The following is a 20,123-nucleotide window of genomic DNA, read 5'->3' as shown; positions in this document are numbered from 1 at the left end:
ATTGATTCAAGGACAACCACGTCATGTCTGGAAACGCTAGCACAGTCTGATTGCAAAGCCTTCTTTGCACCATTTTATTACCCATTGCCCCTTCTTCCTGCTTGCCTCCTACTCGCCTGCTGCCACTCACTACATGAACGCAACCATCCTCCGCAACGCGCTCCAACAAGGCATTTATAAGGTTATAAATCCTTTTGTTAGGCTGCTTATCAAAATCGGCTTTACGCCTAATGGAGTTACCCTTACCGGGATGCTACTCAATATCGGGGTGGCCGTGCTCTTTATTATTGGGGCAGAGGAAGGTAACCGCGGCGACTTGCGCTACGTGGGCTGGGGTGGGGCTTTGATCTTGTTTGCAGGCCTTTTTGATATGCTAGACGGCCAGGTGGCCCGGCTCGGCAACATGAAAAGTGACTACGGCGCCCTCTTCGACTCGGTGTTGGACCGCTACAGCGAGCTGTTCACGTTTTTGGGTATCTGCTACTATCTGGTAGCGCATCATTACTTCCTTAGCTCATTGTTTGCTTTCATCGCCCTAATTGGGTCGATGATGGTGAGCTACACGCGGGCCCGGGCTGAAGGATTGGGAATAGAATGCAGCGGCGGGCTGATGCAACGCCCCGAGCGGGTGGTGCTACTAGGCGTCAGTGCGCTGGTTTGCGGCATCAGCTCCGCCTTCCTCGGCGACGACTACAAATTGTTCGTGCCCGGTGTGCCGTTCCACGTATTCGAAACGATGTCCATCTTCACATTGCCCATCACTGTGCTGGCCGTATTGTCGAACATTACGGCGGTTTCCCGGCTGCTGCAAGCCAAGAAAGGGCTGGAATTAAAAGCAGCTTCGGCGCCGCCGGCAGCAGCCAAAAAGGTGGCGGCTACTATTCTGCTGCTGGCTACGGGGGCTTTGCTCGCACAAGCAAGCTGGAGCGCAACCTTCCCGCTACCCGACCCCACCTTTCCTGTTCCGAAGGGCATTGCCAACCAGCTATTCTACTTGCAGCGCGACCCCAACACAAACACGGTTATTTATCAGCTCAACGTGAATGGGGCCGGCAAACTAGATGAAGACGAGCCCATTCGCATCTTCTGGATACGCTACGGAGAGCAAGGCCAGCGCCAGAACCTGGATTTCATTCAACGCAAATTCGCCTACGGCGTCAATGCTAAAAAGCTGGCCCCCGAAAAGTACGAGCTGAAGTTTTTCGCCTACGGCAAAATCCGCTTCTACCTGATGCGGTCCAGCACCGACAAGGCGTTTCATGTGTATACCACCGTTGCCAACCAACAAATGGTGCTCGACCGTATTTTTTTGCGCATCGAAGGCGGTACGTTCTGGGTGCCCAATGTCAAATACGTGGAACTGACCGGGTGGAACCCCACTACGCGCGAGCCGATAGTACGGCGGTTTAATGTGTAGCGGCGCTGTGGCCAGCTGCCACTAGTGCCTAAGCATTCTGAAGTTTAGCTTACCTCAATGCCCGCTTCTTTGCCAGGAACCAACACATTGAACACCAGCCGGAAAGGCAGCTTGCTCGTTTTGCTTTTATCAGGTGCGTACCTGTTGTTATCGTACGTATTGATTGGCTTTCGGCCGGAACAGCTGGTGCTGGTGGGGCTTTGCAATGCGTGCTATTTCTTGTCGGATACCACGCGGCGCTTTATCACCGGCTTCTCCATCTTCGTAGTCTTCTGGATTCTGTACGACTACATGAAGGCCTTCCCGAACTACAACTACCGGGCAGTGGACATCGAGCCACTCTACCATGCCGAAAAGCTCTTGTTTGGCATTCCGTTCCAAGGCAAGTCACTGACGCCGAACGAGTTTTGGCTGATCAATCACAATGCTTTGCTGGATGTGGTGTGCGGCATTTTCTACTTGTGCTGGGTGCCGGTGCCGCTGGCTTTTGCGGGGTATTTGTTCTTCAAGAACCGGCCGTTGTTTTTTGAATTCTCCCTGACCTTTCTGCTGGTAAATTTGTTCGGCTTTACGGTATATTACCTGCACCCGGCCGCGCCGCCGTGGTACGTGCAGCAGCACGGCTTCGCGTTTCAACCCCTGACGATGGGCAGCACGGCGGGGCTTTCGAGGTTTGATGCACTGTTTGGCGTCAATGTGTTTGCCTCCATCTACGCCAAAAACTCCAACATCTTCGCGGCCATGCCTTCGTTGCACTCCGCGTATCCGGTAATCGTGCTGTACTATGCTATCCGCAATAACTCGGGCGTATTCGTTCAGATTTTCGGGGTTATCATGGCCGGCATCTGGTTTGCAGCGGTTTACACCAGCCACCATTACGTGCTCGACGTAGTGGCGGGTGTTTGCACTGCTTTGTTGGGAATGGGGCTGATGCAGTTACTGCTTGCTAAAAGCAAACCATTTAACCGGTTCGTAGCTGGCTTTTCCAAGCTTACGGCTCCAAGGGCGTAGCAGCTCTACCTGGCTTCTGTAGCATAAGCTTAAATAAGTGCTCACGGTAGCCCAAACAACTTTAAATTAGTGGCCGCGCCGGGGTCAAATCAGAAGCTGGCGTTAGAGGTTGGGCGTCCAGTTCTTGGGGGCGCGAATCCAAGCTTACCTCATGGTGGCCGCGCTGGTACTGAGCCAGCGCTTTTTCGCCGAACAGCCAGAACACCACCGGCGTCACGATGATGTCGAGGAAGGTGGACGAGAGCAGGCCGCCTAGAATCACGGTGGCCACGGGGTACAGGATTTCCTTGCCGGGCGCATCCTTGGCCAGCGTGAGCGGCACTAAGGCCAGAGCCGCTACTAATGCCGTCATCAGCACCGGCACCAGCCGTTCCAACGAGCCGCGAATTATCATTTCCTTGCCGAATTTCTCGCCCTCGTGCTCCACCAGGTGGATGTAGTGCGAAATCATCATGATGCCGTTGCGCGAGGCAATGCCGGTGAGGGTGATGAAGCCTACCAGCGAGGCAATGCTAAATGTGCCGCCCGTAAGCAGCACGGCCACCACCGAGCCAATCAGCGCCAGTGGGATATTGAGCATAATCTGGCCCACCATCAGCGGCGACTTGAAGTGCGAGAACAACACCAGAAAGATACCCGCCAGGGAAAACAAACTCAGCCAAAGAATCTTGCTGGAAGCCGATTGCTGGCTCTCGAACTGCCCGCCGTAGGTGAGGTAGTAGCCGGGCGGCAGCTTCACTTGTTGCCCTATGCGAGCCTGCACTTCCTGCACCGTGGAGCCTAAGTCACGGCCAGTTACGTTCAGCGAGACCGTAATGCGGCGCTGCGTGTTTTCGTGGTTAACAGTATTCGGACCTGGCTCGTAGCTCACGTCGGCCACCTCACTCACCGGAATCAGGGCGCCGGAGGGGGTTTCGATGCGGGTGTTGGCGATGGTCGTCACGTCGTTGCGCTGATTTTCGGGCAGCTTCACAATCAGGTCGAAACGCTTCTGCCCGTCGAGCATCTGCGACACCACGTCGCCTTGAAACAGGGTTTCCAGGGTGGCTACCACTTGGCCACGCTCTAGGCCGTAGGCCCGCAAGGCCGCGTCGCGGGGGCGCACCAGCAGTTGCGGAATCTGAACTTGCTTTTCCACTTGCAGGTCCACTACGCCGGGCACGGTGCTGGCCGCGGCGCGTACTTCGTTGGCGTAGCGACGCAGCTCCAGCAGGTCGTTGCCGAATACTTTGATGGCGACTTGGGCCCGCACACCGCTGAGCAGGTGGTCGAGGCGGTGGGAAATAGGCTGCCCGATGTTCACGTTCACGCCCGTTATCAGGGCTAGCCGCTGGCGCAGATCGGTCAGGATTTCGTCGCGGCTACGCATGGTTCGGCCTTCCTTCTTTAACTCGTCTTCGGTTTTGAAAGCCACTTCAATTTCCGAGTTATTTACTGATTCGGCGTGCTCGTCGAGTTCGGCACGGCCGGTACGGCGGGCGGTGTAGGCAACTTCCGGCAGCTGCAAAATCTGCTCCTCGCCGAGCGTGCCTAGCTTGTTGGATTCGGTGAGGGAGGTGCCGGCCGGCGCCGAGAAGTTGACGGTCAGGGAGCCTTCGTTGAACGGAGGCAGAAACTCGGTGCCAAAGAAGGGCACCAGCGCCGCCGCCAACACGAACAGCCCGCCCGTGACGGTCAGCACCACCTTCGGGTGAGTAAGCCCCCAATTCAGTAGGCCAGTATCCCGGCGTTTCAGCCAACGTACCAAACCTCCCTCCTGCTCGGCCTGCCGAATCTGTTTGATTTCAGGCAACAGGTAATAACACAGCACCGGCGTCACGGTTAGGGAAACGAACAGCGAGGCCACGATGCTGGTGATGTAGGCAATGCCGAGCGGGGCGAAAATGCGGCCTTCCATGCCTTCGAGGGCGAACAACGGCAAGAACACCAGCACCACGATGACGGTGGCATACACAATAGAATTGCGCACTTCCGACGAGGCCGCGTAAATGACTTGCAACGCCGGTTTAGGAGTAGACAACTGCTGATTTTCGCGCAGCCGCCGGAACACGTTTTCCACGTCCACAATGGCGTCGTCCACCAGTTCGCCGATGGCAATGGCCAGTCCGCCCAAAGTCATGGTGTTGATGCTGATGCCAGCGGCCCGGAATACCAGCGCCGTCACAAGCAACGAGAGCGGAATGGCTACCAAGGAAATAAAAGTGGTGCGCACGTTCAGCAGGAAAGCAAACAGCACAATCACCACCAGAATAGCCCCGTCGCGCAGGGCGTCTTCCACATTGCTGATCGAGGACTCAATGAAATCAGCCTGCTTAAATAAGCGCGTGTTGATTTGCACGTCTTTCGGCAACGAAGGCTGTAGCTCGACCAGCGCTTTTTCCACAGCCTGCGTTAGCCCTACAGTGGCAGTGCCAGGCTGCTTTTCGATGCTCAGAATGACGGCCGGCTTGCCGTTCACGCTACCATCTCCCCGCTTGAAACGGACCCCAAACTCCACGTTAGCTACCTGCTTAATGGTGATGGGCGAGCCTTCGCGGTAGCCCACAATGATGTTTTCGATGTCCGAGACAGAGCGCAAGCGGCCTAGGTTGCGGATCAGTACTTCCGAGCCGTTGCGGTCGAAGAAGTTGCCGGTGGTGTTGAGGTTGGAGCGGCGCAGGACCTCTTCCACCTGCGTAATCGTCAAACCCACAGCATTCAGGCGCGGCATGTCCAGCAGCACCTGGTACTGCAAATTGTCGCCGCCGATGGGAATGACTTGCGCTACGCCGGGGATGCTAAGCAGGCGCTGGCGCACGGTGTAGTTGGCCAAAGTGCGCAGGTCGGCGGGGGTGGTAGGTAGTTGATCGTTCTCACGGGTGGCAGCCTCCCCCGGCCCCCTCTCCCGTGGAGAGGAGGCACCAGACGAATTGTTAACTGTTGATTGTTCACTGTTAATCGACGACAGTCCCACCAGCATAATCTGCCCCATCACCGACGAAATTGGCCCGAGCACTGGAGTGACGCCGATGGGTAGTTGTTCGCCTACGGTTTGTAGCTTTTCCGCCACAATCTGGCGGGCGGTGAAAATGTCGGTGCCGTAGTCGAACTCCACGAACACCATGCCCAACCCAATAGCGGAGTTGGAGCGTACCGCCGACACGCCCGTAGCGCCGTTCAGCGCCGTTTCGACGGGCAGCGTTACCAGTGCTTCCACCTCCTCAGGTGCCATGCCCGCCGCTTCCAGGAACACCGTTACCCGGGGCCGGTCAAGGTCAGGCAGCACGTCCACAGGCAGCTGACGGGCCGTGTAGGAGCCCGCAACCAGTAAGCCTAGGGCGAGGGCCAGCATAAGCAGGCGGTTTTGCAAGGCAAAGCGGATGATTTTATCAAGCATGGTGTGGGAGCTGTCAGCTGGTGGGGTTCGGGGTGTAGAGACGCGACACTTCGCGTCTCGGCGTTGCTGAGGTTGTTTACCTGAACTGTGCTAGGTTGGTCGTTCAACGACGAGACGCGAAGTGTCGCGTCTCTACAGCGTGTACTGGCAGAAGATGCGCCAACTACTACTGATTCAGATAGATGGACTTGAGCTGGTAGGTACCTACGCTCACCACCCGGTCGTTTTCATTGACATCTCCGGCGAGCAGCACAGTCTGCTGACCATTGGCTGAGCCGGGCTGCACGTAGCAGATTTTAAAGGTTTCGGGGGCGGTGTGCACAAACACCACGGGCTTGCCGTTGAGGTCGGTGAGGGCCGAGGTGGGCACGACCAGCTCCTTCTTGCCGCTACCACTGCCGCTAGTGCCCATTACTTGTACGTTCACGGCCTGCCCGGCCCGAAACAGGTTGCTGCCCGCGTTATCCAGCTCCAGAATCAATTGGCGCGCTTGGTTCACGGGGTTGACGGCGTTGCTGAACACCACTAGCCGCGCCGGCGCATTGCCCTGCTGGCCTTGGAGGCCTTCGATCATGAACTGCGCATTGGCGGGAAGCTTCTCCAGGTCTTGGGCAAACACCTGCGCTTCCACGCGCAACTTGCCAGGGTTCAGCACCCGGAACAATTCGTCCCCCTGGCTGACTTGCTGCCCCACAGCCAGAGTAAACACATCCACGCTGCCGCTGATGGGGGACGTGATGCTCACGCGGCGGGTGCGGGCTTGGCCGTTGAGGATGGCCGCATTTTGCCGGGCCTGGCGCAAGCGCAACTCGGCGGCTACCACGTCTTTACGGGCAGCAATGTCGGCGATGGTTTGCAGGCGGGCGTAGTCTTGTTGAGCGGCGCGTAGCTCAGCTTGGGTATTGGCCCGCTCTGTGGCGAGGCCAATTTGCTGCGTGGCATCCAGCGTTTGATCGACAACGGCCAGCACTTGGCCGGCGCGTACCGCCTGGCCTACTCGTGCGGCCAAGCTCACAATGCGGCCGGTTTGGGGTACCACTACCCGGCCTTCGCCCCCATTGGCGGCGGACACGGTGCCGTATAAGGTCAGGCGGTTGTAGGTGGCGGAGTACCCGGCCAGGGCCGTCCGTACGCCAAACAGAAACTGGCTTTCCTTAGGCAACATCACGGCATCGGTCATAGCGACGCCAGCGTTTGGTTGGGCGATGGCCCCGTGGTCTACGCCGTCGTGAGCCCACAGTGGCGCGGGCGGCGGCAGTAGCACAGTCAAGGCCAAGCCGAGGGTAGCCGTGGCAGCAAGTAGCTTATGCTTGGTTTTCATACACAACAGGTGAAGTGGTGGAGACTGGCGCAACCACGCGCCGGCGCCGCAGGAAGAAAGCCGTCAGGACAATACCGAGGGCGAAGGCCCCAAGCAGCAGCAGCACGTTTTTCCAGGACGGAAACAGAGAAGGTACCGCTGCTACTGACGTAGTAGCGGCGGGTAGCTTTTTGCCCACTTCCAGGTTGGAAAGCAGCATCAAGTCGGCTTGGTCGCCGGCCACGATTTGCACAGCCAAGCTGTACTTCTGGTTGGCTGGAAAAGCGCCCTCCACCAGATAAGCCCCCGCCGATTTTTCAGTAACCGTGAATTTCAGGTTGGTAGCTTCCGGGCAGGTCACGGTGACTTTGGCACCTTTGATGGGAGCGTTGGTAGCGTAATCCGACACAAACAGCCGCATGTCGGCGTCCTGGCCTTTTTCTAGGGGCTCGAAGCGCAGCAGCAGCTCGAACTTTTCAGAAAGAGCCGCTACGGAAAAGGTGGTAGCCACGGGTCCGGCCGAGGGTTGGGCGGCGTCGTGGTCTTCGCCGCCGTGGGCGCGGGCGCCGGTAGCCAGCAGCAACGCGAGCAGCAGCAAAAGCAAATTCTTCATTATTGTCCGCGCAGGTAGTTAAGTTCAACAATGGCCTGACGGTAGTCCCGAATGGTGGTCAGGTAGGTATTCTGAATGGTAAAAGCCTGGTTCAGACTCTGAATCAACACCAGGTAGCTGATTTCCCCGGCCCGAAACAGGCGCCACGACTGGCTGATGATGGCACTGGACTGGGGCAGGCCGGTTTGCTCGTAGTAGGTGAGCGAGGAAGCAAACTTGCGCGTGTCGGCCAGGGCCTGCTGGTACTGAGTGCTTAGCTCGAGGCGCTGCCCTTGCAATTGCGCCTGCGCGGCTTTGCTGCGGGCCGTAGCCGCCTGCAACTGCGAGCGGTAAGTCCAAAACCAGATCGGCAACGACACGCCAAACTGCAAGCGGTACTTGAAGGGCGAGTCTTCGAAGGCCTGGTTCTGGTACCCCACCGTCAGGGCCGGCGTCCGGCGGGCCCGCACCAAGCTAATACCAGACTGGCTCAGGGTCACATTCTGGCTGTAGTAGGCCAGCGTGGGGCTCAAAGCAACGGCGACACTGTCTTGATTGGAAAGCGTACCCAATAGCTCGGCTCCAGTGCGAGCCAGCTCGGGGCCGGTTTGCCGCAGGTCGGTTTCCACCGTCAGGTTGGCGTTGGGTTGGCCGAGCAGCAAACCAAGCCGCCGTTGCGCCGCGCCTTGGTCCACAGTGGCTTGCTCCAATTGGTTGCGTACCTGCCGGGCTTCGGCTTCGGTGCTCACCCGCTGCAAGGCCGTGACTTCGCCGGCTGCATACAGGCGGTTGGTGGCTTGCTGCAACGTCTGAAACAAGCTATCCTGATAGGTGAGCTGCTGCACTTGGGCTTCGGCAAATTGCAACGTGAGGTAGGCCAAGCGCACGTCGCGGCGCACGGCGGCTCGGTTCACGTCCAGCCCTCGCTCGGCCAAGACAATGCCCGCCTGCGCAGCCCGCGCCTGGTTGCGGTACACGCTCGGCAAGTCGATGGTTTGCACCACGCCCGGCGCCCACCGCTCACCCGTAGGTGCCGACCACAGAAAATCCGGATTGGGCGGGGCGAAGCTGCCCCGTTTCAAAGCCCTTTGTTCCTCGATTTCCTGCGTCGACTGGCGCAGCCGCGGATGCAGCCGCAGGGCCTGCTGCTCGGCGCTATCCAGGCGCACTACCACCCGCTGCGCCAGCGCCGGCCCGGCCAGCAACAACAGCAAGACCATGCACCTCACCCTCCGGCACCCCCTCCAAAAAAGAAGGAGAGCCAGACGAGTTGGGCAATTTAGTTTTCGATGAAGGCTCACCATTATCAATTGGTAAATGGCTTTATTGTTAACTCAATAAGCAGGAGCGATGCTTTGGCTGCGTTCATTAGGAATTGCCCTATCAGGTAGATTCTAAAAGTTTATCCTACTAGGCTTTGTCATTCCGACATTCCGCGCCTCCAGCGGCGAGAGGAATCTGGGTATAATCGTTGAACGTCTTTAATTCAGATTCCTCTCGCCGCTGGAGGCGCGGAATGACACGATGCTTGCGTCTCACGCCCCTTCCCTTTTGAAGTCGGGCCGAGGGTGAAGTGCATGGCTGCTACGCCTTCCTTTCTAGGTCCATACCGCACTTCGAGCACTTGCCGGGGGCGTTGCTTTGGCCGCCGTCGCCCATGGGGCACTCGTACACCGCCTCTTCGGCTTTGGGCTTGCCGCCGTTTTTGGTTTGCCAGTCTTTGAACTGCTGGATTTCCTTTTGCTGCGCGGTTATCATCTTCTGCGCCATTTCCTTCAGCTTGGTATCCCGGCCGTGCGCCAGCTCTGCCTTGGCCATATCCACGGCACTTTGGTGATGGGGCACCATCAATTGGGCGTAGTCCTGGTCGACGTTGCCGCTGCCCGTGCCCATATCTTTCATCATGCCATCCATCGAGCTTTTCATTGCACTGGTGAATGGGTCAGCCGGGTCGGTGGATTTGTAGTTGGTGGGGGCTCCGTCGAGGCGGGTGGCAATGGCTTCGAGGTCCTGGATTTCCTTTTTCTGGTCGGCGCTGATTTTTTCGGCCATGACCCGTAGGGTAGCGTCCTTACCTTCCTTGAGTTCCAGCGCCGACATATCCACGGCGCCCTGATGGTGGGCCATCATCATATGGGCAAAATCGTGGTCGGTGTTGCCAGCAGGCTTGACGGCATTCATTAGCCCCATCATATTAGCCATGACGGCTATCATGCCTGTTGTGGCAGTGCCATGGCTCATAACTGAATGCTCCATGTCGCCATGAGCAGCAGAATCGGCCATAGCCTGGGTCGTTGTGGTGGCGCTGGAATCAGTTGATTGCTTGCTGTTGCAGCTACCGAGCAACAGAACTCCAGAAGTAAGGGCGGCAAAGGAAAAAACCGAGATTTTCATACGTGCAGGTCTAGGCTGGAGGTGAAAATGAAGCAGTTACGCGCTGACCTGGATGGTGAAGTCGGCGGTGTGAATCTGGCCGGCGTGGTTGAACTGCAGGAACACGCGGTACAGGCCCGGAGCCTCGAAGTTGGTGCTGAAGCCGATGTTGGGACCTTTGTCGGCTTGGTCGTTGGGGTGCACGTGCAGGTACTTCTCGGTGTCTTCGCTGATAACCACCACGTGGCCGAGGGCACCGAGGTAGTTGTCGAGGTCGGTGACGGGCTGGCCGCCTTTGGTGATGTTGATTTTCATGCCGAGCAGCTGGCCAACCTTCAGCGCCTTACCAAACGATAAGGTGGCCTGGTAGCCGTCCTGCTGCCACTGCATCTGGTCTTTGGTGAACTTAACGGGCGTGTATTTCGGGCCTTGCACCGTGATGGGCTGGCGGCCTAGTTGGTGCCCACTACCGTCGGGCGTGTAGTCCTGGAACAGCACGTAGTCACCGCCTTTGCTGAAGGTGAACGGGGCCTTGTAGTTGCCGTCGGCGGTGAATTCCGGGTGCTCGTGGTGGAATTGCGCCAGGTCTTTGCTAACGATAATGAGGTGGATTTTCTTTTCATGCACCACGGCTAGCGGCACCGGCGCTTTCTCATTGCCCACTTCCTGCGGCGTGAAAGCCAGCGTAACGGGCTGGCCGGCTACCGGCTGCATAGGCGTAGGCTCGTACTTCATCTGGTACGACTTGCCATTGGAAACCTGGTCGTTGTGCACCAGCTCCATACCGCACTTTGGGCACTTCTCCCCCGGCTTGGTACTGGTCACTTCGGGGTGCATGGGGCAGGCGTAGGTGTGCGCGCCGGCGTGCTCAGCAGAACTTCCGGCACCGGCTTCAGTGGCATCGGCCACGGTATTAGTGGGGCTGCTAGAGGTATCGGATGAGCAGCTAGCAGCCGCTAACAGGCTGGCAGCGGCCAGCATTTGAACGAAAATGCGGTTCATTGAAATAGAAATTTTGAAGTTGGAAACGGGGCTCCGTAGGGTCGTGCGTGACCTCACCCCTAGCTCCTCTCCTCAGGGAGAGGGGAGCTAGCTTTAGGCTAGAAAGGCCTAATAGCTATTGGCTTTTTGCTCTTCTTCAGCGGATGCCATGCAACCCTGGCAGCACCGCAAGCTTTATAGGGCGAGCATGACAGCAGATGTGGGAACTAGCCAGCTGTTAGGACCAGAAATTAGTTCTGCTCTCTTTCGGAGAAGGAGTAAGGGTAACCTCTACCCAAGCAGACGCAAAAATGCCAAGGCCCGCCCCGGACATAGCATAGCCATGCCGGCGCGAGCCTTGGCGCGTCGAAACAATCAGACAGTCAGGGACTGAATGAAGATGCGGATGTCAGGAATTTTGGGTTTTAGCTGCCGCGGGGGCACCAGCAGCACGCTGGCTGTCCAATCCCAAGGGCCCGCCAGGGGGCGGAACTGAAACTCCACTGCCGTCGGCAAGAGGGCCAGTGCGGGAATGGCTACGTGCTTTTCGGCCGGCGTAGTCAGCGACGAGAGCAACGAGGCCGACTTGTCTTTGCAGCAGTCGTGCTTGCCCGAAGACTTGTGAGAGGTATCCGGTTTGCCTTTGGCGGTGCCGTCCTTTGCCGAGCCGTGCATCTTGCAGCCGGGAGGCATGGGCTTATCCGGCTTCGTGTGGCAGCTCGCCATCAGCGCCTTGCCAGAAACTGCCGGAGCCGTAGTTGCGCACCAGCACTGCCCTACGAACACGTTGACGAAGACGACCAGAAAGGTCGTCGCCAGCAAGCGTCGGAACAGGAACAGGCTACGGAACATGACAGGCAAAATTCAACTGCGAAAGTAGCGCGCTTTCAGCAGAAGTGTTGTACTGTCTCTTAACCTAGGAATGGCGAGTTGAGTTTCTGCCTCAGACGGAAAGTAGACCTTATCAAGTTAAAATCCTGCCTCTGGACATTGTAGAAGGCATTTCCCGCCATGTCAACCTGTTTTGCCTGTCCTCTGCTGAGCAGAATTATGCATAAGCAAAGCACAATTATATAAGCGTTTCAGCGAAGCCAAGGGCACTACAAATTATGTAACTATTGTTCAAGATTACATACGGCATAGCGCACCCGTCCGCAGTTCCTTTGCCGTGTTATTGGGCGTGGCACTCGACTCTCTGAAAGTACCTCTGCGCTCTTATTCTAGCTGATTTGTCATGTCTCCCGAACCCGAAACTACAACCCTCGATATAGAAGGAATGACCTGTGCCTCGTGCGCTTCCTTCGTGGAAAAGTCGCTGAGCCGCACGCCTGGGGTGCAAAATGCCATGGTCAACTTCGCCACCGAAAAGGCCACCGTTCAATACCTGCCCGACCAAGCCTCGCCCACCTCACTCAAAGAAGCTGTGGTAAAGGCCGGTTACGGCGTTATCGAGCGCGCCCCGGATACCAGCGCCGCCAAGCGCAGCGCGGAAATCGACCAACAGAAGGCCGTGGCGTACCAGAAGCTGAAGCGCCGCTTTTGGGTGGCGTTAGGCCTGGCCATCGTCATCATGCCGCTGAGTATGCTTATGCTGTGGCCTGCCCTGCTGCAGCGCGTAAACATGCAATGGCTGAACTACACCTTGCTTCTGCTAACGTTGCCAGTGCTGCTCTACAGCGGGCGCGAGTTTTACGTGTCGGCCTGGAACGGCTTCAAGCATCGGGCCGCCAACATGGACACATTGGTGGCTGTGGGCACTGGTGCGGCGTTTCTGTATAGCCTAGCTGCTACAATAGTTCCGGGCTTCTTCATGAGCCGCGGCATCATGCCCGAGGTGTATTACGACACCACGGCCACCATTATTGCGCTGATTTTGCTTGGTAAGGTGATGGAAATGCGCGCCAAAACGCAAACCTCAGCCGCTATGAAAGCCCTGCTAGGTTTGCAAGTCAAAACGGCCCGTGTGGTCCGCCCCAACGGTCAGGAGTTGGATGTGCCTATCGAGCAGGTGCAACTCGGCGACATTGTGGTGGTGCGTCCCGGCGAGAAGGTGGCTACCGACGGCGTGCTATTAGAAGGCCATTCCTCGCTCGATGAAGCCATGCTTACCGGTGAAAGTCTGCCGGTGGAGAAAAAGGTGGGCGACCCGGTTTTCGGCGCCACGCTTAACAAGACTGGCTCGTTCCGTTTCCGCGTCACCAAAGTCGGCGCCGATACCATGCTCTCGCAGATTGTGAAGCTAGTGGAAGATGCTCAAGGCAGCCGCGCACCCATCCAACGCCTGGCCGACAAGGTCAGCGCCATCTTCGTGCCGACGGTAGTGATTATTGCCATCCTGACTTTTGTGCTCTGGTTTGACTTAGCCCCGGTGGCTACCCGTCTGCCGCTGGCGCTGGTCAATTTTGTGGCCGTGCTCATCATTGCCTGCCCCTGCGCCCTCGGCTTGGCTACGCCCACGGCCATCATGGTTGGCACCGGCAAAGGGGCCGAGCATGGGGTACTGATTCGCAACGCGGAGGCGCTGGAAAAGGCCTACCAGGTAAATACGGTGCTGCTCGACAAAACCGGCACCATCACCAACGGCCAGCCCGCCGTTACCGATTTCGTGGCGCCTGGCCAGAATGCCAGGCACCTGTTGCAGCTAATAGCCGCCCTGGAACGGTTATCCGAGCACCCGCTGGCCGAAGCGGTAGTGCGCTACGCCGATGCGCAAAACACTGATAAGGTGCCCGCTACAGCTTTTCGGGCGGTGGAAGGCAAAGGGGCTGCTGCCACGGTAGCGGGCCAAGCCGTGCTCATCGGCAACCGGCGCCTGCTGGCCGATGAAGGGGTTACGCTTTCACCGGAACTCACGGCCCAAGCCGAACACTTGCTCAACCAAGCCAGAACGGTGCTGTACGTGGCCGTAGCCGGTAAGGCTGTGGCCTTAATCGGCGTGGCCGATACCGTGCGCGACACGTCGGCGGCCGCCATCCGGAAGCTGCAGGCCCTAGGCATTGAAGTGGTAATGATGACCGGCGACAACCCGCAGACAGCAGCCCAAGTGGCCGGCCAAGTTGGCATCAAGCGCTACTTCGCCGAAGTGCTGCCCGACGACAAGGCCGGTAAGGTGAAGGAACTGCAAGCCGAAGGCCGCGTGGTGGCCATGGTTGGCGACGGTATCAACGACGCGCCCGCACTGGCGCAGGCCGACATCGGGTTAGCCATCGGTTCGGGTACCGACGTGGCCATGGAAGCAGCCGGCATTACGCTGATGCGCTCCGACCTGAACGGAGTGGTGACGGCCATTGAGCTGTCGCGCCAGACTATCCGCACCATCAAGCAGAACCTGTTCTTCGCCTTCATCTATAACATCCTCGGCATTCCTATTGCGGCGGGGTTGCTGTATCCGGTGTTTGGCTGGCTGCTCTCGCCCATGCTGGCGGCCGGCGCTATGGCGCTGAGTTCGGTGTCGGTGCTCACCAATTCGCTGCGCCTACGGGCTTTCACCAACCGTTAATTGTTCTACCTCATGGATACTGTTGAAATTATAGTGACGGTGGGCGGCTTGGCACTAGCTGTATTTGTTGTGTGGTACTTCTTCTTTTCATCGCGCCAAACTACCGCGGCGGTTTCGTCGTCGGGGGGCGTGCAGGAAGTGGCAGTTACGGTGAAGGGTGGCTACTCGCCGGCAGTAATTGAAGTGGAGCGCGGCAAGCCCGTGCAACTGAGCTTCTACCGCGACGAGGAAAATAGTTGCTCGGAGGAACTGCTGATGCCCGACTTCAGCGTCCGCCGCGACTTACCGGCCTTCAAAACCACGCTGGTGGAACTGCTACCGCAGCAAGCCGGCACGTTTGAATTCACCTGCGGCATGGGCATGCTGCGGGGTATCCTAGTAGTGAAATAAAGGTTGATTCAACCTAGTTAAAGAAGCTGGTCTTTAACTATTGTGGAGACGCGACCCTTTGCGTCTCGGCGTTGCTGACGTTGTTTAAACTGAATTGTTCTAGGCAGGTCGTTCAACCCCGAGACACGAAGTGTCGCGTCTCTATAGTAGCCCCTTTTGTGCAGCGATTGTAAGCACATCAGCACAGGATTCTAGCTCAACACTAGGCAAGCAATCAGGCCCCGACTTTTACTCAACAGTAGTAACCTTCTCGGAAATAGCCTGGTAGAGAAAGTTCTACCCTTACCTATTTGCCGGACTACCACCATGGCTAATGACTTGAACCTCTCCGTTGCCCTCGTCACCGGTGCCGCCAGCGGCATCGGCCAGGAACTGGCCCACTTGCTGGCCAAAGACCAGTACCAGCTGATTCTGGTAGACCAGAATCCGGGAGGCTTGCAAAGCTTCGCTCAGCACTTGGAGCAGGTCCACGGCATCACGCCCACCCTGATTACGCAAGACTTAGGGCGCCCCGGTGCCGGCCGGTTGGTGTACGATGCCGTGCAGCGCCAGGGCCTACAGGTAGATATTCTAGTCAACGACGCGGGCTTTGGATTAGCGGGCAAGTTCCTGGAAGCAAACATCGACCGGCACGTCGAGATGATCAACACCAATATCACGACCCTGATGGAGCTGACCTTCTACTTTGGCCGCGACATGCAGCAGCGCGGTAAGGGTCGCATTCTGCAGCTGGCTTCGCTGGCCGCCTTTCAGCCCACCCCCAACTTTGCGGTGTACAGCGCCTCCAAGGCCTTTGTGCTTAGCTTCTCCGAAGCGCTGGCCGAGGAATTTAAGGAATCGGGCGTGACGCTGACGGCCCTGTGCCCCGGCGCCACCGACACCAACTTCTTCGTGGCTTCCGACGCCGAAGACACCAAAGAAGGCCAAACCAGCAAAGCCGACCCCAAACAAGTGGCCCAAGACGGCTACGAGGCGCTGATGAGTGGGGAGGCGCGGGTTATTTCGGGCTTTAGCAACAAGCTGAAGGCCGCTATGGCCAACACCCTACCCGACGCCTGGCTGGCAAGTGTCAGCAAATCGCAGTTCGAGAAGCAGGAATAGCCGCCCCAGACCCGCCCAACGGCTCAGTGCCAGAATTTGGTAGCGCGGAAGCCACAGGAAATCTGTTCCGCGCTACTGTTCACGCAGCCTAGTCTGCCATTTCTGATTGCAATGCTCTTTCACCTCCTCCATTTCACTTCCAAGGTTTACTTATGAGCAGCAGTACCATCGAGCAGATTCTGCGCGGCGACGTGCCTCATGCGGGACAAGCGCCGCCGCAGGCCGCTGATCCGCGCCTTATTCCGGTCCGCCTGCAAATCAACGGGCAACAACACCAGCTCCAGCTTGAACCGCGGGTAAGCTTGCTGGATGCGCTGCGCGAGTTTATTGGCCTGACCGGCACCAAAAAGGGCTGCAACCAAGGTGCGTGCGGGGCGTGCACTGTGCTCGTGAACGGGGAGCGAATTAAGTCGTGCCTGACGTTTGCCGTGATGCACGAAGGCCAAGACATCACCACCATCGAAGGTCTCGGCCAACCCGACCACCTGCACCCTTTACAGGCCGCTTTCATCGAGCACGACGGCTACCAGTGCGGCTACTGCACACCCGGCCAGATTTGCTCGGCCGTGGCTATGCTGCAAGAAGTAGCGCAAGGCGACGCCAGCTTTGTAAGTGAGGACCTGACGGCCACCGAAGTGAACCTGACCGACGTGGAGCTGCGCGAGCGGATGAGCGGCAACATCTGCCGTTGCGGCGCCTACGTGGGCATCCTGAACGCCATTCGGGAAGTGTACGAGCAGCAGCCTAACCCCTTGCGCGCATGAGAGGCTTTATCTACACCCGCGCCACCGACGCCGACACGGCCCTCGGGGCGGTAGCCCACAACGCGGAAGCCAAGTTCATTGGCGGCGGCACCAATCTGGTTGACTTGATGCGCGAGAACGTGGAGCGGCCCAACGAAGTGGTGGACATCAACGGCCTGCCTTTCGCTGAAATAAAGGAGCTGCCCGATGGCGGCTTACGCCTGGGGGCCCTGGCCCGCAACAGCCACACGGCCAACCACCCTCTGGTGCGCGAGCGGTACCCGGTGCTGGCGCAGGCGCTGCTGAGTGCCGCCTCGCCGCAGCTGCGCAACATGGCTACCAACGCCGGCAACCTGCTGCAACGTACCCGCTGCTACTATTTCTACGATACCACCGCGCCCTGCAACAAGCGGCAACCCGGCTCGGGCTGCGGCGCGCTTGACGGCTACAACCGCCTGCACGCCGTTTTGGGCACTAGTCCGCAGTGCATTGCCACTCATCCGTCTGATATGGCCGTGGCCCTGGCCGCCCTCGACGCAGTGGTGCAGGTGCAGGGACCCAACGGCGCACGCAGCATTCCGATGAGCGAGTTTCATCGCCTGCCCGGCGACACGCCCGAGCGCGACACCAACCTGAGCCACGAAGACCTGATTACGGCCATCGACCTGCCGGCCCTACCCTGGGTACGCAACTCGCTGTACCTCAAAGTGCGCGACCGGCCGAGCTTTGCCTTTGCGCTGGTGTCGGTGGCAGGCGCCCTGGAACTGGCCGACAGCCGCATTCAGAACGTCCGGCTGGCGCTGGGTGGGGTAGCGCACAAGCCTTGGCGGGCGCACCGGGCCGAAGAAATACTGACCGGCGCGCCGGCCACGCCCGAGCTGTTCCGGCGGGCTGCCGAAGCGGAGCTTCAGGCCGCCGTTGGCTTCGAGCACAACACCTTTAAGATCGAGTTGGCCACCCGTACGCTGGTGCGGGCCCTTACCACCCTGACCGAACGCAGCTTCGCATGACTTTCAAAACCATGAGTACCCGCGAAGTGGGCCGCTCCCTCAACCGGGTCGATGGCCCGCTGAAAGTGACCGGCCAGGCCCGCTACACCGCCGAATTTCCGGTTATCGACACCGTTCATGGCTACTTGGTGGGCAGTACCATTGCCAGGGGCCGCATCAAGCGCATCGATACCAAGGCGGCCGAGCAAGCGCCCGGCGTGCTGGCCGTACTCACCCACAAAAACGCGCCCCGGATGAAGAAAAGCAAGGCGTTCAACCCCGGCGAGCAAAGCCCGAGCGCCGCCGGCACCGAGCTGCGCATTCTCAACATCAAAGACATTCACTGGTTTGGGCAGCCGGTGGCCCTGGTGGTAGCCGAAACCCAAGATCAGGCGCAGGAAGCCGCCAACCTTATTCGGGTGGAGTATACCGATGTGAAGGCGCCGGTGCTGTCGATGGAGGAAGAGAAGCCCAATGCCAAAAAGCCTCCTGATGTGTCGGGTGAGAAGCCCAAGGAAAAGCAAGGCGACGCGGAAGCCGCCGTGGCCGCCGCCCCCTACCAGGTCGACCAGCTGTACACCACGCCGGCCATGAATGCCAACGCCATCGAGCCGCATACCACGCTGGCTTACTGGAACGACGACGAGCACCTCACCGTCTACGACTCCACGCAGTTCATCCACGGTATCAAGCGCTTGATGGCCGAGAAGTTCAGTCTGAAGCCCGACAACGTGCGGGTGTTGTCGCCGTTTGTGGGCGGGGGCTTTGGCAGCAAAGGCAATGCCTGGCCCCACGTGTGGCTGACGGCCGCCGCGGCCAAGGTGGTGGGGCGGCCCGTGAAGATCGAGCTGCCGCGCAAAGACCTGTTTTACATGGTAGGCGGCCGGTCGATGACCGAACAGCGCGTGGCCATTGGTGCCGACACCGACGGCAAGCTCACCAGCATCATCCACACCGGCTACACGGCCTGCTCCGACAGCAACATGTACCCTGAGGAGCTCACGCTGCCGGTGCGCATGCTCTATGACATGCCGGCTTTCTGGATCGAGCAGTGGTACACCGAGTTGAATATGGTGCCCAATACTTTTATGCGGGCGCCCGGCTTTTCGGTGGGCTCGTTTGCGCTGGAGTCGGCGCTGGATGAGTTGGCTTATCAGCTGCGCATGGACCCGGTGGCGCTGCGCTTTGCCAACGAGCCGGCCAAGGACCCCACCAAGCACATCACCTTCACCAACCGCAACCTGAAAGCCGCCTACGAGTTGGGCGCCGAAAAATTCGGCTGGGACCAGCGCGACCCACGGCCCGGCCGGCGCCGCGAGGGCGAGTGGCTGATTGGGCAAGGCGTGGCCACCGCTACTTACCACGTGCTCCAACGCCCCGCCAAAGCCAAAGTGCTGCTTTTCCCTGATGGCTCGGCTGTGGTGCAGTCTGGCACCCACGAAATGGGCATGGGCACGGCCACCGTGCAGGCGCAGCACGCCGCCGACCAATTGGGTTTGCGCACCGAGAAAGTCCGCTTCGAGTACGGCGACACCTTCCTACCGGAAACGCCCGTCACGGGCGGCTCTGCCACCACCATCACGGTGGCCGCAGCCGTTACGCTGGCCTGCGAAGACGTTAAAAAGCAACTGCTCAAGCTCGCGCAGAAAGACAAGAACTCTCCTTTGCGCGGGGCGGCCTACGACGAAGTAGCCGCCCGCAAAAACGGCCTGTGGCTGCTGGCCAACCCGCTGCAAGGCGAAACCTACGCCGCCATTCTGGCCCGCCACCCCGGCGTGGTAATGGAGGGCGAAGGCGACTCCAAGCCGCAGCTCAAGGAGCTCCGCAACCACAAAATCGTGTCAACAGGCTCGTACGGGGCGCAGTTCTGCGAGGTGCGTGTGCATGCCGATTCAGGCGAAGTACAGGTTACGCGTTGGGTCGGGGTGTTCGATTGCGGCACCATCCTCAATCCCAAAACCGCCCGCTCGCAGTTTTTGGGCGGCATCACCATGGGCATTGGCATGGCGCTGTGGGAGGAAACCCACTGGGACTTACACACCGGCCGCATCCCCAATGCCAGTCTGAGCGAGTACCACGTGCCCGTAGCCGCCGGCCTGCCACCCATCGAAGTACACTACCTCGACATTCCCGACCCGGCCACGCCCCTTGGCGCCCACGGCATCGGCGAAATTGGCGTGACCGGCACACCAGCCGCCATTGCCAACGCCATCTATCACGCCACCGGCAAGCGCATCCGCAGTTTACCCATCACGCCTGACAAGCTGCTGTAAATGGAATGGTCACACTGAAGCAGCGGACCTTGCTGATGGTAAATGCTTTTTACTTGCTTCATTGCCTTAGCAGTTTGT

General features: G+C 58.9%; 15 protein-coding genes. 8 read left to right on the top strand and 7 right to left on the bottom strand.

Annotation, left to right across the window (positions count from 1 at the left end; genetic code table 11):
* Positions 1-133 precede the first annotated feature (133 nt).
* Both VF639_RS12235 and VF639_RS12230 read left to right on the top strand, forming a co-directional pair.
* A complete protein-coding gene (locus tag VF639_RS12235; RefSeq protein ID WP_331146190.1) occupies positions 134-1,417 on the top strand; it encodes a DUF4833 domain-containing protein in 1,284 nt (427 codons plus the stop codon).
* A 57-nt stretch (positions 1,418-1,474) separates the two neighbouring features.
* A complete protein-coding gene (locus VF639_RS12230; RefSeq protein ID WP_331146189.1) occupies positions 1,475-2,428 on the top strand; it encodes a phosphatase PAP2 family protein in 954 nt (317 codons plus the stop codon).
* A gap of 61 nt (positions 2,429-2,489) precedes the next feature.
* Here VF639_RS12230 and VF639_RS12225 read toward each other — a convergent pair whose 3' ends face one another.
* From VF639_RS12225 to VF639_RS12195, 7 genes are all read right to left on the bottom strand, one after another.
* The gene (locus VF639_RS12225) at positions 2,490-5,804 is read right to left on the bottom strand and encodes an efflux RND transporter permease subunit (protein ID WP_331146188.1); all 3,315 of its coding nucleotides are present in this window, start codon (positions 5,802-5,804) and stop codon (positions 2,490-2,492) included.
* A gap of 166 nt (positions 5,805-5,970) precedes the next feature.
* Complete coding sequence (locus tag VF639_RS12220; protein WP_331146187.1) at positions 5,971-7,125, bottom strand: efflux RND transporter periplasmic adaptor subunit; 1,155 nt, start codon at positions 7,123-7,125, stop codon at positions 5,971-5,973.
* A complete protein-coding gene (locus VF639_RS12215) occupies positions 7,109-7,717 on the bottom strand; it encodes a hypothetical protein (RefSeq protein ID WP_331146186.1) in 609 nt (202 codons plus the stop codon). The genes VF639_RS12220 and VF639_RS12215 overlap by 17 nt, the downstream gene beginning before the upstream one ends.
* The gene (locus VF639_RS12210) at positions 7,717-8,916 is read right to left on the bottom strand and encodes a TolC family protein (RefSeq protein WP_331146185.1); all 1,200 of its coding nucleotides are present in this window, start codon (positions 8,914-8,916) and stop codon (positions 7,717-7,719) included. Before VF639_RS12210 ends, VF639_RS12215 begins: the two co-directional genes overlap by 1 nt.
* A gap of 364 nt (positions 8,917-9,280) precedes the next feature.
* Entirely contained in the window at positions 9,281-10,090 is an 810-nt protein-coding gene (locus VF639_RS12205; RefSeq protein WP_331146184.1) for a DUF305 domain-containing protein, read from the bottom strand.
* A 36-nt stretch (positions 10,091-10,126) separates the two neighbouring features.
* On the bottom strand, positions 10,127-11,071 hold the full coding sequence (locus VF639_RS12200; protein WP_331146183.1) for a heavy metal-binding domain-containing protein: 945 nt from the start codon (positions 11,069-11,071) through the stop codon (positions 10,127-10,129).
* Between the two features lie 354 nt (positions 11,072-11,425).
* Positions 11,426-11,902 carry a hypothetical protein gene (locus tag VF639_RS12195; protein WP_331146182.1) on the bottom strand — a complete coding sequence of 159 codons (477 nt, stop codon included), beginning with the start codon at positions 11,900-11,902 and terminating at the stop codon, positions 11,426-11,428.
* 382 nt (positions 11,903-12,284) lie between these two features.
* On the opposite strand from VF639_RS12195, the gene VF639_RS12190 reads away from it, so the two are divergent.
* The 6 genes from VF639_RS12190 (at position 12,285) to VF639_RS12165 (ending at position 20,045) form a co-directional block, all read left to right on the top strand.
* Positions 12,285-14,549, top strand: a complete 2,265-nt coding sequence (locus VF639_RS12190) for a heavy metal translocating P-type ATPase (protein ID WP_331146181.1) — start codon at positions 12,285-12,287, stop codon at positions 14,547-14,549.
* A gap of 12 nt (positions 14,550-14,561) precedes the next feature.
* Positions 14,562-14,939, top strand: coding sequence for a cupredoxin domain-containing protein (locus tag VF639_RS12185; protein ID WP_331146180.1), 378 nt, complete (start codon positions 14,562-14,564; stop codon positions 14,937-14,939).
* 306 nt (positions 14,940-15,245) lie between these two features.
* Positions 15,246-16,040, top strand: a complete 795-nt coding sequence (locus tag VF639_RS12180) for an SDR family NAD(P)-dependent oxidoreductase (protein WP_331146179.1) — start codon at positions 15,246-15,248, stop codon at positions 16,038-16,040.
* Between the two features lie 152 nt (positions 16,041-16,192).
* Entirely contained in the window at positions 16,193-16,804 is a 612-nt protein-coding gene (locus tag VF639_RS12175; protein WP_331146178.1) for a 2Fe-2S iron-sulfur cluster-binding protein, read from the top strand.
* Positions 16,801-17,793: an FAD binding domain-containing protein gene (locus VF639_RS12170; protein ID WP_331146177.1), complete on the top strand. Its 993-nt coding sequence runs from the start codon at positions 16,801-16,803 to the stop codon at positions 17,791-17,793. The genes VF639_RS12175 and VF639_RS12170 overlap by 4 nt, the downstream gene beginning before the upstream one ends.
* Positions 17,790-20,045 carry a xanthine dehydrogenase family protein molybdopterin-binding subunit gene (locus VF639_RS12165; RefSeq protein ID WP_331146176.1) on the top strand — a complete coding sequence of 752 codons (2,256 nt, stop codon included), beginning with the start codon at positions 17,790-17,792 and terminating at the stop codon, positions 20,043-20,045. The genes VF639_RS12170 and VF639_RS12165 overlap by 4 nt, the downstream gene beginning before the upstream one ends.
* Positions 20,046-20,123 lie beyond the last annotated feature (78 nt).

It is taken from the genome of Hymenobacter sp., from assembly GCF_036387835.1.
Taxonomy (GTDB): Bacteria; Bacteroidota; Bacteroidia; order Cytophagales; family Hymenobacteraceae; genus Hymenobacter.
This window is presented reverse-complemented; position numbering and strand designations above follow the sequence as displayed.